At 67.5% G+C, this 14,139-nt stretch carries 13 protein-coding genes; 3 read left to right on the top strand and 10 right to left on the bottom strand.

All coding sequences use genetic code 11. From position 1 onward, the window contains the following. The 4 genes from G6N25_RS13520 to G6N25_RS13505 are packed head-to-tail and all read right to left on the bottom strand — an operon-like array spanning nucleotide 1 to nucleotide 5,165. On the bottom strand, nucleotides 1-1,728 hold the full coding sequence (locus G6N25_RS13520; RefSeq protein WP_083072189.1) for an FAD-binding protein: 1,728 nt from the start codon (nucleotides 1,726-1,728) through the stop codon (nucleotides 1-3). Then, nucleotides 1,725-2,642, bottom strand: a complete 918-nt coding sequence (locus G6N25_RS13515) for a 3-carboxyethylcatechol 2,3-dioxygenase (protein ID WP_232065791.1) — start codon at nucleotides 2,640-2,642, stop codon at nucleotides 1,725-1,727. The genes G6N25_RS13520 and G6N25_RS13515 overlap by 4 nt, the downstream gene beginning before the upstream one ends. Continuing rightward, a complete protein-coding gene (locus tag G6N25_RS13510; RefSeq protein WP_083072191.1) occupies nucleotides 2,590-4,302 on the bottom strand; it encodes a bifunctional 3-(3-hydroxy-phenyl)propionate/3-hydroxycinnamic acid hydroxylase in 1,713 nt (570 codons plus the stop codon). Before G6N25_RS13510 ends, G6N25_RS13515 begins: the two co-directional genes overlap by 53 nt. After that, nucleotides 4,302-5,165 carry an alpha/beta fold hydrolase gene (locus tag G6N25_RS13505; protein ID WP_083072192.1) on the bottom strand — a complete coding sequence of 288 codons (864 nt, stop codon included), beginning with the start codon at nucleotides 5,163-5,165 and terminating at the stop codon, nucleotides 4,302-4,304. The genes G6N25_RS13510 and G6N25_RS13505 overlap by 1 nt, the downstream gene beginning before the upstream one ends. A gap of 127 nt (nucleotides 5,166-5,292) precedes the next feature. On the opposite strand from G6N25_RS13505, the gene G6N25_RS13500 reads away from it, so the two are divergent. Next, nucleotides 5,293-5,970 (top strand): IclR family transcriptional regulator, encoded by a 678-nt coding sequence (locus G6N25_RS13500; protein ID WP_083072193.1) that lies wholly within the window; start codon nucleotides 5,293-5,295, stop codon nucleotides 5,968-5,970. Nucleotides 5,971-5,984: 14 nt separating this feature from the next. After that, a complete protein-coding gene (locus tag G6N25_RS13495) occupies nucleotides 5,985-7,601 on the top strand; it encodes an FAD-dependent oxidoreductase (RefSeq protein WP_083072194.1) in 1,617 nt (538 codons plus the stop codon). A gap of 105 nt (nucleotides 7,602-7,706) precedes the next feature. Here the strand turns inward: G6N25_RS13495 and G6N25_RS13490 are convergent, their stop codons facing one another. Together G6N25_RS13490 and meaB are read right to left on the bottom strand one after the other, a co-directional pair. Next, nucleotides 7,707-7,934, bottom strand: a complete 228-nt coding sequence (locus tag G6N25_RS13490; RefSeq protein ID WP_083072195.1) for a DUF167 domain-containing protein — start codon at nucleotides 7,932-7,934, stop codon at nucleotides 7,707-7,709. An 18-nt stretch (nucleotides 7,935-7,952) separates the two neighbouring features. Continuing rightward, nucleotides 7,953-8,831, bottom strand: coding sequence for a methylmalonyl Co-A mutase-associated GTPase MeaB (gene meaB, locus G6N25_RS13485; RefSeq protein ID WP_083072196.1), 879 nt, complete (start codon nucleotides 8,829-8,831; stop codon nucleotides 7,953-7,955). A 228-nt stretch (nucleotides 8,832-9,059) separates the two neighbouring features. Between meaB and G6N25_RS13480 the strand changes: the two genes are divergently transcribed. After that, nucleotides 9,060-9,932: a proline iminopeptidase-family hydrolase gene (locus G6N25_RS13480; protein ID WP_372506957.1), complete on the top strand. Its 873-nt coding sequence runs from the start codon at nucleotides 9,060-9,062 to the stop codon at nucleotides 9,930-9,932. Nucleotides 9,933-9,938: 6 nt separating this feature from the next. Here G6N25_RS13480 and G6N25_RS13475 read toward each other — a convergent pair whose 3' ends face one another. Genes G6N25_RS13475 through G6N25_RS13460 form a run of 4 tightly spaced genes read right to left on the bottom strand, consistent with a single transcriptional unit; the run spans nucleotide 9,939 to nucleotide 14,075 of the window. Then, on the bottom strand, nucleotides 9,939-10,706 hold the full coding sequence (locus G6N25_RS13475; RefSeq protein ID WP_083072198.1) for an enoyl-CoA hydratase/isomerase family protein: 768 nt from the start codon (nucleotides 10,704-10,706) through the stop codon (nucleotides 9,939-9,941). A gap of 1 nt (nucleotide 10,707) precedes the next feature. Next, complete coding sequence (locus G6N25_RS13470) at nucleotides 10,708-11,796, bottom strand: acyl-CoA dehydrogenase family protein (RefSeq protein ID WP_083072199.1); 1,089 nt, start codon at nucleotides 11,794-11,796, stop codon at nucleotides 10,708-10,710. Further along, nucleotides 11,783-12,688: an acyl-CoA dehydrogenase family protein gene (locus G6N25_RS13465; protein WP_083072200.1), complete on the bottom strand. Its 906-nt coding sequence runs from the start codon at nucleotides 12,686-12,688 to the stop codon at nucleotides 11,783-11,785. Before G6N25_RS13465 ends, G6N25_RS13470 begins: the two co-directional genes overlap by 14 nt. Continuing rightward, complete coding sequence (locus G6N25_RS13460) at nucleotides 12,666-14,075, bottom strand: class I adenylate-forming enzyme family protein (protein ID WP_083072201.1); 1,410 nt, start codon at nucleotides 14,073-14,075, stop codon at nucleotides 12,666-12,668. Before G6N25_RS13460 ends, G6N25_RS13465 begins: the two co-directional genes overlap by 23 nt. Between the last annotated feature and the right edge of the window lie 64 nt (nucleotides 14,076-14,139).

Genomic DNA, 14,139 nt, shown 5'->3' with positions numbered 1-14,139 from the left:
CTACCTCCTAGGAGAATTAACGGCCTGCCGGGCAACGTGTTTCGCCGCGACGAAGCCGAACGTCATGGCCGGGCCGATGGTCGCCCCGGCGCCGGCATAGCTGCGACCCATGACCGGTGCGGCCGTGTTGCCCACCGCGTACAGTCCCCGCACGACCGTGCCGTCGGCCCTGAGCACCCGCGCGTGTTCGTCGGTGCGCAGGCCACCCGAGGTCCCCAGATCGCCGAGGACGATGCGGAATGCGTAGTACGGCGGATCGCCCAGCGGGTACAGGTTGGGGTTGGGCAGGGTCGGATCGCCGTAGTAGTTGTCGTACACGCTGTCCCCGCGATTGAAGTCGTCGTCGTGACCTTTGCGCGCGAGCTCGTTGAAGCGGCGCGCGGTTTCCGACAGCTGGTGCGCCGGAACGCCGATCTTGGTTGCCATGTCGTCCCAATTCGTCGCCGCCTTGACCACGCCCGACTCCAGCCAGGCCGCCGGGACCCTACGGCCGGTGGGCACCGGCGCCCCGGGAATCTTCGGTATCGGCAGGTGGCCGGCGATGACATAGCGATTCCACGACCTGTGATCGGTGATGAGCCAGCACGGGATGTGGGCGACCCCGGACTTCTGGCCGTCGATCATCGCGTGACCGAAGTCCATGTAGGGCGCGGCCTCGTTGACGAAGCGTTTGCCCTCGCCGTTGACGATGAACTGCGCCGGCATCATCCGTTCGTTGAGCATGAATTGCATTCGGCCGTCGGGCCATTGGATCGCCGGGAACCACCAGGCCTCGTCGAGCAGCTCGGTTGCGGCGCCGGCCTTCTGCCCCGCGCGGATGCCGTCGCCCGTCGCGGCGGGGTTACCGAAGCTCCAGTCCTGGTCCAGGACCGGTAAAAGCTCCTTGCGCCAGGCAAGGTCGTGGTCGAAGCCGCCGGACGCCAGGATGACCCCGCGGCGCGCACCGATCCGCTGCCGCCCGCCTTCCCGCTCCACCAAGGCACCGGTCACCGATCCGTCGGCGTCGGTCAGCAACTCCACCATCGGGGCGTCCAGCCACAGGGGGATACCGCGTTCCCTCATCGCCAGCCTGAGCCGGGCCGCGAGCGACTGCCCGATCGCCGCGATGCGCTCGTTGAACACGCGCGCTTTGACCATCCGCCAAATCAGCTTCAGCAACACGCCTTTGCCGGCCCACGACTGCCTGATCCGGTAGAAGGTCCGAAGCTCCTTGGGACCCAGCCAGATTCCCTTAGGGGCCAGAGCGAGCGGCTTGAGCAGCCTCTGCTCGTCGACGCCCAACGTGCGCAGGTCGATGGGCGGCACGTTGATGGTGCTGCCGAGTTCGGAACCGCCGGGCAACTCCGGGTAGTAGTCGGCATAGCCTGGCTTCCAGACGAACTCGAACCATCCCGACAGCTTCTCGAGGAACTCGAGCATCCGCGGCGCGGACTCGACGTACCGGCGTATCCGCGCCTCGCTGACCAGTCCGTCGGTGATCTTCTGTAGATACACGACGACGCCTTCGGGTTCTGGGGCGTAGCCTTCCCTGCGTTGCGCGGGCGCGCCCGGCACCCAGATGCCGCCACCGGATAGTGCGGTGGAACCCCCGAAATACGAGGACTTTTCGATCACCAACGCGTCCAGCCCGCAAGCGTGAGCGGTCAGGGCGGCCGTCATGCCGCCGCCGCCGGACCCGACGATGAGCACGTCGACCGCGTGATCAACGCCATCCACGCCGGCGGTCATGTCGGCACCGCCGTCCGGATGGCGAAGCCGGCGATCAGTTCGGCGGCCGGTTTGTAGTAGCGCACGCTGGTTTGGTAGGGCCCCGCGGCCTCCAGCGCCGCGAACGCCGCGACCCACGTTCTGATTTCGTGTGCGGAACCGCCACCCTCGTGGACCACGAACGAGTTCGACCACTGATCGAGATCCGCCAGCCGCCCCTCGTCGATGATCTCAAGGAATTGTTGGTCCCACACGGGGTTGAGTGGTTGCAGTTCGCTCTGGCCACCGGCGAAGCTCTTGGCCGCGTCGATCACGGCCGCCTGCCGGGCTTGCCGCTGCTCCGGCGTCATCGGCCGGCCATCCACGATCCGCTCCAGCACCGCCGGAGGCGCTGTCGCCAGTGTCGGCACCGGCGGACTATGCGAAAGCCCGCCGGATCCCACCACCAGGACGCGCTTGTCCAGAGATGCCAGATACGCCCCAACCGCGGTACCCAGTGCGCGGCAACGATGCAACGGCCCCAGCGGCACCGCGATCGCGTTGACGAAGATCGGTATCACCGGGCGCGCGGTGGCATTCCCGAACAGCTTCTCCAGCGGCTGGACGGTGCCGTGGTCGACGTCCATGCCGACCGACACCGCGACGTCGACGCCGGCGCCGAGCACGGCCTTCGCGCACTCGGACGCCAGGTCCTCGGGCACGTCGAGCGGGCCCGCGTGGGTGCCGTAGTCGCCAACCCCGTTGGCACGCATGCCGATACAGAACGGCGGCATCACCTTGTAGAAGAACCCGTTGTAGTGGTCGGGTGAGAAGATGACGACGAGTTCCGGGTCGTAGCCCTCGACGAATGTGCGCGCCCGGGCGATGGCGCCTTCGATGTCGTCAAGCAGGTCCCGCGACGGCCCCGGAAGATTCAGCAGCGGGCTGTGCGACATACAGCACAGAGCCAGGGTCATTGTCGAGATCACCCCCTCCCGGCGTGAGTGCCAGGACGTCCAGCAGCGCGGCGCTCAGCTCGGGTGCCTGTTGAGCGATGCAGGCACCGGCGATGCACCGATCGGGGCGCAGGAACAACACGGATTCGTGGTGGACGTCGAACCAGGACTTGAGGGCACCGCCGCGATCGCCGACGACCACGACATCGGGGTCGTCGTCGCCGGTCCACTGCAGCTGCGTCGACGGTCGCAGCGCGACAAAGCGCGCTCCCAAGGCCTTCCAGTTCGCGAAGGCCTCGTCGCCGAGGATCTTGCGTGGGTTGTTGTTCCAGCACAGCACGGCGAACCAATCGCCGAGCACGTCGTCCAACAACACATCCTGCCGGGTCCGGGTGTCGACACGCGGCTGGATGAACAGGGTGCCGACCGGCGAGTCGGCGCCGCCAGGCTTCTTGGGAACCACCGTGTGCACGACGGCCCCCTGCTCGTAGCGCGGCATCGGCTTGAACCGCATTTCCAGCACATACCGCTTGAGCGAGGGCACGATTGACGCCGACCGGATGAGCAGGTCCCTCACGGTGGCGACCCTGCGGTCGGTCGGCGAGATCACCCGGCCCACCATGGTGGAAAGGTCGATCATCGCCCGGGCGTGCTTGCGCCGCTCGACGTCGTAGGTGTCCAGCAACCGGTCGCCGGCCCGCCCGGTCACCACCGCCGCGAGCTTCCACCCCAGGTTGGCCGCATCCCTGATTCCGCTGTTGTAACCCTGTCCCTGCCACACCGGCATCAGGTGCGCGGCGTCTCCGGCGAGCAACAGCCGTCCGCTGCGGAACGCGCCGGCGATGCGCGAGTGATGGGTGTAGACGCGGCGCCGGATCACGTCGACCCGGTCGGGGTGCGGCACCATCCGCGCCAGCATCCGCCTCAGGAAATCCGGATCTTCCGCCTGTTCGTCGGACTCGTCGGCGTGAATCATGAACTCGAAGCGGCGAATTCCGTGCGCGATCGAGATGGAGGCGTACGGGCGTTCCGGGTCGGCACCGACCTCGCTGTTCGGGTGGCCCAGCGGATCGTTGGCGATGTCGACGACCAGCCACCGCGTCGACGACGTCGTCCCCTCGAACGACACGTCCATCATCCGGCGGGTGGTGCTGCGGCCGCCGTCGCAGCCGACGACATAACGCGCCCGCACGGCCTTCGGGGAGTCGCCGCCGAGTTCGACCGAAACCGCGTCGGCGGCCTGTGCGCACGAGGTCATGGGGTGGTTCCACCGCACCTCGACATGCTCGAACCTGTCCAGGCCGCGCAGCAATTCGGCGTCGACGAGCGGCTGCACGAAGCCGTTGCGCTTCGGCCAGCCGAAACGCGCGTCGGGCGGGGCCATTTCGGCGAGCACGCGCCGCTTGGCGTCGAGGAAACGCAGAATCTGGTTGGGCACGGTGTGCGGCAGGATGCGGTCGACCAGCCCGATCGACTGGAAGGTGCGCAACGCCTCGTCGTCCAATCCTACGCCGCGCGGGTAGTCGATGAGCGTGTCGCGTTCGTCGACCACCAGCGTCCGAACGCCTTGCCGGCCAAGGATATTGGCCAGCGTCAACCCGACCGGGCCCGCGCCGACCACCAGAACGTCCACATCCGCGCCTTGCCGGGGGCCGTCCATCACCGCCCCAGCAGGAAGTCGAGGTGCAGGCGATTGAAGGTCTTGGCGTCCTCGTACTGCGGCCAATGACCGCAGCCGGGCATCACTTCGAAGCGCGCGTTGGGGATCATCGACGCGATGCGGCGGCCCTCGGTCACGTCGGCGGTCGGGTCGTCGCTCGTCCACAGCACCAGCGTCGGCGCGGTGATCGACCCGTATTCGGCCGGGCCGAGGATGTTGCGCGCGCGAATCTCGGTGTCCTGCAGCGCCATGATGTCGCGCATGGCCGCGACGAATCCGGGCTGGCGGTAGATCCGTTGGCGGCTGGCGACCAGGTCGTCGTAGTCCTTGGACTTGTCGGCCATCAACCATTTGATCCGCGCTTGAACCGTCTCCCACGTCGGGTCCTCGGCGGCCGCCATGGACAGGGTGATGATCCGCTTCATCACCACGGGATCGGCCTGCGAGCCGCCGGCGGTGTTGAGCACCAGCCGGTCGACCACGTCCGGATGGTCGACGGCGGCGCGCGCGGCCACCCAGCCTCCGAGCGATTCGCCGCTCAGGCAGGCGCGATCGACACCGATGGTGCGTAGCACGGCCATCAGGTGCTCGACGTAGTCGCCAACTTCGAGCGGGTGGCCCGGCTTATCGGTGTAGCCGTGGCCCAGCATGTCGATCGACCACGTCCAGAAGTGATCGGCGTGCGCGGCCAGATTGCGGACGTAAGCCTCGGCGTGGCCACCGGATCCGTGCAACAGCACCAGCACCGGCATGCCGGGCCGGCCGGCGCGCAGATAGCGAGTCCGCACTCCGCCCACGTCGAGATAGCCCTGCTCAAACGCGACGCCCTGGAGATCGCTCCAGATGCTCTCGAACTCCGCCACGGTTCCTCTCCGGCCTCGCCATGCTGGAAATCTAGTTCTCGTTTTGGGCTTAGCTAATGTGCTAATATCGCACAGTCATGTGCGGTATATATAGAGCTTCGCTCTCGCGTGGTGGTCTGTCAAGGTTGTGACGGGTCCGGGCACGGGTTCTCAGACGCTGGCCAGGGGGCTGACCGCGCTGCAAATGGTCGCGGATTCGCCCGGCGGGCTGACGGTGCAGCAGCTCGCCGACCACGTCGGCGTGCACCGCACCATCGCCTACCGATTGCTGTCGACGTTGACCCAATTCCGTTTGGTGGCCAAGGGAGAGGACGGGCGCTACCGGCCGGCCGCCGGCCTCGCCGTGCTCGGCGCGTCGTTCGACCGCAACGTGCGCCAGCTCAGCCTGCCGACGTTGCGAACGCTGGCCGACGAGCTCGGCACCACCGTGTCGCTGCTCATCGCCGAGGGCGACCAGCAGGTCGCGATCGCCGTGATCGTGCCGAGCCATGTCGCCTACCAATTGGCCTTTCACGAGGGCAGCCGGTATCCGCTCAGCCGCGGTGCCGCCGGGATCGCGTTGCTCGCGAGCATGCCGCCGCGGCCGGGAGAACGAGATCTGGTCGCCCGGGCCCGGAAGCGCGGCTGGGTGACGACGTACGGGGAGATCGAACCGAATACCTATGGCCTGGCCGTGCCGGTCCGCCGCGAGGCGCCGTGTCCGCCGACTTGCATCAACCTCATCTCCCACCGCGAAGACGTCGTGATGCGCGGCAAAGACGCCGTCATCAAAGCCGCCCAGCAGCTGTCCGGGCGACTGAGCTGAAGGGGTAGCAGTTTATGCCGTGGGACCACGAAGTCGACGTCGTCGTGCTGGGCAGCGGCGGCGCGGGGCTCACTGCGGCGCTAGCGGCGGCGGCCGCGGGCGCCTCGGTGGAGGTCTTCGAGAAGGCCCCGACCGTCGGCGGGACCACCGCGGTGTCGGGTGGCATCGCGTGGATCCCCGCCCACAACCGTTCTCCCGATGGGGAATTGACGGTAGCCGACGCCTTGCGATACCTGCGTGCGCAGTCTTTGGCTTCGATGGACGACGCCCTGGTCGAAACGTTCGTGCGGACCGGTCCGGCGATGCTCGACTTCGTCGAGGCCCACAGCGGCCTGCGCTTCGAGATCGCCACCGGCTTCCCCGATTACCGGCCGGAGTTGCCGGGCGGGCGGCCGTCCGGGGGCCGATCACTCAGCGCGGCTCCGTTTGACCTCACCGCATTGGGCGAGTGGGGTTCGCGCATCACGTCGTTTCCGGCGGATTGCTCCAACGTCGGTTTCGACGCCGAAACCAGAGCCCGCCTGCACGCGGCGGTGGATGAACAAACCGGTCAGCTCTGCGTTGCCGGCACCGCATTGATCGCGGGCCTTCTCAAGGGTTTGTTGGAGTCGGGGGTGGCGCCGCGGGTGAACGCGAGGGCCGAACAACTCATCGCCGAGTCCGGCGAAATCACCGGAGTGCGGATCGCGGTGCCGGAGGGGACCATGAGCGTGCGCGCTCGGCGCGGGGTCATCCTGGGCACCGGCGGCTTCGAATGGGATACCGTTCTGGTGCAAGCCTTTCTGCGCGGCCCGATGCACGGCGCGGTGTCCCCGCCGAACAACACCGGGGACGGCCTGCGCATGGCGATGGCGCAGGGCGCGGACCTCGCCAACATGGGCGAAGCCTGGTGGGTGCCGATCGTACGAATACCGGGCGACACCATCGACGGCAAGCAACGCAGCCGCAGCGTCCGGCTGGAACGTACCCGCCCGAGAAGCATCATCGTCAATTCGGCCGGCCGTCGGTTCGTCAACGAGGCGTGCGATTACAACTCGATGGCCGGCGCCTTCCACTACCTCGATCCCCGCGGCGGGTATGTCAACGATCGAGGATGGATGGTCTTCGACGCAGTCCACTTGCGGCGCTATGGATTTCTCGGCATTGCGGCCGGGCAAGCCGCCCCCGACTGGTTCTGCGAGTCGGCGGATCTTGCCGAATTGGCCGCAAGGACCGGCATCGACGCCGACGGCCTCACCCGCACGATCCGGGAATGGAACCGTCATGTGGCCGCCGGCTCCGACCCGGACTTCGGCCGCGGTTCCAGCGCCTACGACGGGTATTGGGGCGACGACAGCGCCACCACCCTCGCCGGGAAGACCCTCGGCCCGATCGACACCGCGCCCTACTACGCGGTGCCGGTGTGCATCGGCGCGATGGGCACCAAAGGGGGGCCGCGCACCGACCGCGACGGCCGCGTGCTGCATGTCGGTGGCGATCCGATACCGGGCCTGTTCGCCGCCGGCAACGCCATGGCCGGGCCGACCGGACGGGCCTACGGCGGGGCCGGCGGAACCATCGGTCCGGCAATGGTTTTCGGCTACCGGGCGGGCCACGCGGCCGCGACCGGGAAGTCGGTCGACCTTCGGTAGGAGGCCGCTCGTTCCGACGGGTTGAGTACCCGACCGCTAGGTCGTGTTTGGCGGTCTTGCAGGGCTATGGGTCAGGCGGTTATCGGGCCGGCTACCGCCTGTTCATCAGCTCACCCGGAAACGCTTGACCCGGGATGTCATTCCGGAGACCAATTCGACTCTGCTTCTCGGTAATTGGAGGTGCGCTGCCAGCAACCGCGTGACCGCGTCGTTGGCCCTGCCGTCAACCGCCCGCTCCCGGACGTAGATTGTCAGCTCACCGTCAGGACCGACCTCGACGAGCGGTCCCTTGCGACTTCCGGGCTTGACCTTGACGACGACGGAGTCGCTCATGCCGTAAGGCTACCCCGCTTATCCATTTTTCGGTTGTGGTGGGGGCAACAGCTTTTCGGCCGCGGCGTAGGGATCGTCGTGGCCGTCGACCACCGCCTCCGCGAGCCTGTCGAGGTCCGGCCACGCCCGCAGCCGGGTTTGCGCCAATGACAGGATCTGCGCCCGGGCACGGGCCAGCCGGCGCTCCCGACTGTCGGTGCGGTGGTGGTCGTCGATGGCGGCCACCAGATCGGCAACGCCATCGCCCCGGGCGGCGACGAGACTGACAATCGGGGCGTTGGTTTCGGCCCGCAGGTCCCGCACGGTCTGTTCGGCGCCCTCCCGGTCGGCCTTGTTCACCGCCACGATGTCGGCCACTTCCAGCACTCCCGCCTTGGCGGCCTGGACCGCGTCGCCGGCCCCGGGGTTGAGGACGACGATGGTCGGATCGGCGACGGCGGCGATCTCGATCTCCGACTGCCCCACCCCCACGGTTTCGAGCAGGACCACGTCGTAACCGATCGCGCCCAGCAGGCGGATGGCCGCCGGAACCGCTGCGGCCAGGCCCCCGAGATGGCCACGGGTTGCCACCGAACGGATCAAGACATCGGAGTCGTTGATATGCGCGGCCATTCGGATTCGATCACCCAGCAGCGCACCGCCGCTGAAGGGGGATGACGGATCCACGGCCAGCACGGCCACCCGGCGCCCACGCTCGCGATAGGAACCGACCAGGGCCGCGATCGTCGTCGACTTACCCGCACCCGGCGGTCCGGTGACACCTATGACGCGGATCGCAGACGGCTCGACGCTCGCCAGCACCTCGTCGCGCCGTTCGCCTTCGACGAGGCTGAGTAGTCGGCCCGCCGCGCGCGGAGATCCGTTGCGCGCGTCGGCGATCAGGTCGGGGATGGTCATTTACAGAGCCGGGACATCGATGGCGGCTTCGGGCACGGGTCTACTCCAGGTCGGGGAGCACATTCACGAGAATATTATTCTCTCAAGTCGAGAGCGCGGGTCGCAAGAAGGCGGCCGGTTCCCGCGCCTTGGCTCGCGAGCAGACGCGGAATCGCACATGGCCGCGCCGGATCGTGCGATTCTGCGTCTGCTCACCAAGCAAAGGAGGCACAGCTAGCAATGGCTCAGCTGCAGGGAACAATCGCGGTCCCCGGGGGAAATGTCTGGTTCAAGCGGGTCGGCGGCGGGCCGGGTCTTCCGCTGCTCGCGGTCCATGGGGGACCGGGTTTACCGCACAACTACCTGGGCTCGCTGGAACGCCTGGCCGACGAGCGGGAAGTCATTTTCTGGGATCAGCTCGGTTGCGGGAAGTCCGAACGCCCGTCGAATACCGAACTTTGGACGATGGAACGCTCGGTGGCCGAAATGAATGCCGTGGCGGCGGCGTTGGGCCTGAACCGCTTTCACATCTTCGGCAATTCGTGGGGCGGGATGCTCGCGCAACAGTACGCGCTTGACGTCGCGTCGGGGGCCGTCAGCCTCACCATCTCCAACAGCATCGCGTCCATACCGCAATTCTCGGACATGGTGGCCCGCCTGAAATCGGAACTGGATCCAACAGTTCAGTCCGCCATCGAACGTCACGAAGCCGCCGGGACCACCTACGCGGCCGAATACCAGGACGCGATCCGCACCTGGAACGAAACTTACCTTTGCCGTGTTCGCCCCTGGCCCCCAGAGCTCGTGGAGGCCTTCAGGAACTCCGGCACCCAGATCTTCAAGACGATGTTCGGCCCCAGCGACTTTCACATCGTCGGGACCATCCGAAGCTGGAACGTGTTCGACCGGTTGGCCGAGATCACATTGCCGACCCTGATCCTCGCGGGCAGGTTCGACGAGTGCGTGCCCGAACACATGTGGGAAATGCACCAACGTATTGGGGGCTCCCGGTTCGAGCTGTTCGAGTCGAGCGCTCACATGCCGTTCATCGAGGAGCCGGACCGGTTCGATCGGGTGATGCGCGCGTTCCTGCGGCTACACGACTCGCCGCGAGCGCGGTGATCCCGGTCAGTTCTTTCCCGCATTCAGTTTGGCGATGATCGACCGGAAGTCGTCGGTGGTGAACGACTGGTGCTCGGCCGACAGCGCGTAGTCCAGGCTGGCGAGAACCGCGCGCTCCAGATGAATGTTGAGCACGCGCTTGGTGCTCTCGACCGCCTGCTGGGGCAGCTCCATGATCCGCTGCGCACAGGCGATCGCCTCGGCGAGGGGGGCGGCCACCATGTGGTTGGCCAAGCCGAGTTCGACGGCCCGCTCGGCGCGAATTCGCGTGCCGGTCAGCGCGTATTCCTTGGCGAGCAGCAGGCTGATGTGCAGCGGCCAGGTCAGCGGTCCGCCGTCGGCGGCGACCAGTCCCACCTGCACATGCGGGTCGGCGAGGTAGGCGTCTTCGGCGATGTAGACGATGTCGCTCAGGGCCACCAGGCTGCAGCCCAGCCCGACGGCCGGGCCATTGACCGCCGCCACCACGGGAATTCGGCACCGCGCCATGCCCAACACGATCTCGCGTCCGTCTCGGATGGTCTTGGCGCGCAGGTCGGCGTCGGCCGCCAACTCGGCGAGATACGCGAAATCGCCGCCCGCCGAAAACGCCCGGCCGGCGCCGGTGAGCACCGCGGCGCGGGCGGTGGGGTCGTCGCTGAGCCGCTGCCACAGCCGCGCGAGTCCGACGTGCAGGTTGTCGTTGACCGAGTTGAGCGAGTCGGGCCGGTTCAGGGTGATGATCCGCAGTGCGCCGTCGGCGCAGACGTCAATTTCAACAGGCATGTCGTACACGTCAGACTCCCAATCCCAAGATGCGCGAGGCGATGATGTTCTTCTGAATCTGTGATGTGCCGCCCATCACGCTCTGCGCGCGGCTGTATAGATAGGCGCTGAGCAGATCCGGATCACCGGTCCCCGCGACCGCCAGGGCGGCGTGACCCACGGATTGCTCGACCCAGGTCATCAGGAGCTTGTCGAGAGACCCTTCGGGCCCATGCGACACCCCGTCCAGCTGTTCGGAGAGCCGCCGCCGAACGTGATGCGTCAGCATTTCCGACTGAACCGCGGCCCAGGCGAGCTCTTCGGGCACCGGAGGATCAGTGCGCGCGAACAGGCTTCGGACGAGCTTGCCGTATCTGGCCGCGTAGCCGAGCGTGGACGGTTCGCGCTCGTGACCGACGACGGTCATGGCAACGGACCAGCCTTCGCCGGGAGCACCGACCATCCGGTCCGCCGGCACCGTTGCGCCGTCGAAGAACACCTGGCCGAATTCGTTGGTGACTCCGTTCATCATCCGCAGCGGGCGCTGTTGCACGCCAGGCTGTTTCATCTCGAGGATGAACGCCGACAGGCCGCGGTGTCGTTTCGCCTCGGGGTCCGTGCGGGCCAGCAGTAGGCACCAGTCGGCGACATCGGAGTAGCTCGTCCAGATCTTGTGCCCCTGCACCACATAGACGTCACCCTCACGAGTGGCGGTGGTAGTCAGCGATGCCAGATCCGAGCCGGCGCCCGGCTCGCTGAAACCCTGGCACCACCGCTCCGTGCCGTTGATGATGCCGGGCAGGAAGCGCTTTCGCAGTTCCTCACTGGCGTGCCTCCCGATTCCGTAGACCAGGTAGCCGACGCTGGGGCGCGGTAGCGCGCCGGCGCGCGCCAGTTCTTCGTCCACGATGACGTCGTACACCGGCGGCAGCTCCTGGCCGCCGTACCCGCGGGGCCATGACAGACCGAAGAAACCACCCTGGTAGAGGGCCTGATGCCATTGGGCCTGGCGCGCCCAGTACTCGTCACCGGAGCTGGGAAAATCCTTGACGTGCAAGGAGAGCCAGGTTCGCAGCCGCTCCCGGAAGGCGGCCTCGTCTGGTGAGTCACGAAAGTCCAAAGTCGATCTCCTTGAGAGTTACCGGCCACAATTTGGTCGATGTCAGCGCGCGGCGCAGGTAGACATGAACCAGACAGTCCCAGGTATTGCCGATGCCACCGTGCACCTGCACCGCCGTCTCGCACACGGTGCGGGTGGCGCGCGCGCAATACACCTTCGCGACCTGCGCGGCCCGGATGGCTTCGGCCGGTCTCAGTTCGTCGACCGACCATGCGGCGTGACGCAACACGCTCACCGAACCCTCAATCAGCGCAAGGCTTTCGGCCAACATGTGTGCGACAGCTTGATAGGACCCGATCGTTTTGCCGTACTGCTCGCGCATTTTCGCGTAGTCGCAGGCGACGGCGTGCGCGCCGCGGGCGATTCCGACCAGGTCCGCCGACGTGGTGACCAGGGCGAGCGCCAGCCACCGCGCGGCGACGCCGGGGGTCACCTCACCGAGAGCCACCGGCGATCCCGTGATGTCCGCTTCGGCCCGGGTCAAATCGGCGCCGGTGCGACCGGGGCCCACGTCGCTCGCCAGGACCGTGTTGCCGGAGAGCAGTAGGGCGCGCTGAGCGCCCCGCGTGTCGATTGCCCGCTCGCCGAAGGCCGTGGTCGCCCCCGCGCCGTCGGCGCCGAGGTGCCGCGCCAGGTCGTCGACCAGCACGGGTCCCAGAAACGGCGCGTCGACCAGTCGGCGCCCGAATTCCTCCGCGACGATGGCCACTTCGACGCCGGAGGCCCCGTCGGAACGCAGCGACCTCCAGCCCGTCGTTTCGATCTGCTTGTCCAGACGTGCGATTCGACTCTTGTCGTCGAGGTCCCGCACCGCCCCGGGCCCGAGGTCGTCGGCCAGCTTGGCGGCGGCGTCACGCAGCTGCTGCTGCTCAGGCGTCAGACGTACATCCATATTGCTCCTTGAGGAGTCGGCGCAGCACCTTGCCCGACGGCAGGCGCGGAATATCGTCCACGAACACGACGCGGCTCAGGTGTTTGTAGGATGCTAGCTTTTCGTCCACGCGGGCGGTGAGATCGGCGGCGATTGCGGGGTTATCGGGAACGCGCGCCACTACGGCCGCAACGATCGCCTCACCGTTGCTGCCGTCGGGGATGCCGAACACCGCGCAGTCTTTGACGGCCGGATGACCGTGCAGCACCGTCTCGATTTCGGCGGGGGCGACCTGGAAACCGCGAACTTTGATCATCTCTTTGAGCCGGTCGGTGATTCGCAGCCAACCGTCGGCATCCAGCCAGCCGACGTCCCCCGTCCGGTACCAGCCCTCGCGGATCGCCTCGGCGGTCGCCTCCGCCGGAAGGTAGCCGGCCATGAGCGACGGTGAGCGCGCCTGGATTTCGCCGACCTCCCCCGGCCGGACCGGCTCTCCGGTCTCCAGCGAGACCACCCGCACCCGCACCCCGGCCACCGGACGCCCGACCGAGTCAAGCCGGACCCCCTTCAAGGGATTACAGGCGATGACGGGCAACTCCGTGGTGCCGTAGGCGGGGAGCCAGCCAACGCCGGTCCGCCGTGTCACGGTCTCGGCGACGCTGGGGCTGACCGGCGTTGCTCCCCACATGATGAAGCGCAGCGAAGACAGGTCATACGACTCGAGCTTGGGGTGCGCGGCGATCGCCAAAGCGATGGGCGCGACCGCCATTTCGACCGTGATGCGGTCGTTTTGGATGTGCCGCAGCATCCCGTCGACGTCGAATCGCGCATGTAGCCGCAGCCGGGCTCCGGTTCGCAGCGCCGTGAGGATGTTGAGCAGCCCGAGGATGTGGGACGACGGCGTGGCCACTTGGATCCGGTCTCGCCGCGTCAGCCGCAGGGCTCGGCGCCAGTGCCCCACGGCCTCATCCAACGCCGCGTGGGTGTGCCGGACGGCCTTCGGCAGACCGGTGGTACCGGAACTGAAGACCAGCACCGCGTCGCGGGGCGGCAGGGAGCGGGTTATCGGCTCGCCGGCGGTGATCGGTTCGTCCAGGTGCAGCATGGGCATCAGCGCCGCCAGCACCGGATGGTCCCCGACGGCGTGCGCCGGTTCGGTCAGCGCAAGTGCGTGGTCGACCTCGTCGCGCTTCCACGCGGGGCTGATGAGCACGGCCGTGGCGCCCAGTCGCCAGATCGCCAGCACGACGGCGACGAACTCCGGCCGGTTCGACGCCATGACGGCAACCCGCTGACCTGCGGTGACGCCGCCCTTGATCAGGGTCGCGGCGAGCCCGTCGGCCAACGCGTCGAGCTGAGGCAGACTGAATCGGCGTTCCTCGAACACGAGCGCGGTCGGCTCGGTCACGTCCCGTCCTTCCCCGGCAGGCGCGGTCTTGAGAAGATCCTATCGCTTAGCGAGAATAGTATTC

It is taken from the genome of Mycobacterium heidelbergense (assembly GCF_010730745.1).
In the GTDB taxonomy this organism is placed as follows: Bacteria; Actinomycetota; Actinomycetes; order Mycobacteriales; family Mycobacteriaceae; genus Mycobacterium; species Mycobacterium heidelbergense.
This window is presented reverse-complemented; position numbering and strand designations above follow the sequence as displayed.

What these genes read in the sequence shown, in the direction of transcription:
- G6N25_RS13515 (WP_232065791.1), bottom strand. Translation starts at nt 2,642, where the DNA reads ATGTCGCACAGCCCGCTGCTGAATCTTCCGGGGCCGTCGCGGGACCTG.
- G6N25_RS13465 (WP_083072200.1), bottom strand. Translation starts at nt 12,688, where the DNA reads ATGGATGTACGTCTGACGCCTGAGCAGCAGCAGCTGCGTGACGCCGCC.
- G6N25_RS13495 (WP_083072194.1), top strand. Translation starts at nt 5,985, where the DNA reads ATGCCGTGGGACCACGAAGTCGACGTCGTCGTGCTGGGCAGCGGCGGC.
- G6N25_RS13510 (WP_083072191.1), bottom strand. Translation starts at nt 4,302, where the DNA reads ATGGACGGCCCCCGGCAAGGCGCGGATGTGGACGTTCTGGTGGTCGGC.
- meaB (WP_083072196.1), bottom strand. Translation starts at nt 8,831, where the DNA reads ATGACCATCCCCGACCTGATCGCCGACGCGCGCAACGGATCTCCGCGC.
- G6N25_RS13490 (WP_083072195.1), bottom strand. Translation starts at nt 7,934, where the DNA reads ATGAGCGACTCCGTCGTCGTCAAGGTCAAGCCCGGAAGTCGCAAGGGA.
- G6N25_RS13520 (WP_083072189.1), bottom strand. Translation starts at nt 1,728, where the DNA reads ATGACCGCCGGCGTGGATGGCGTTGATCACGCGGTCGACGTGCTCATC.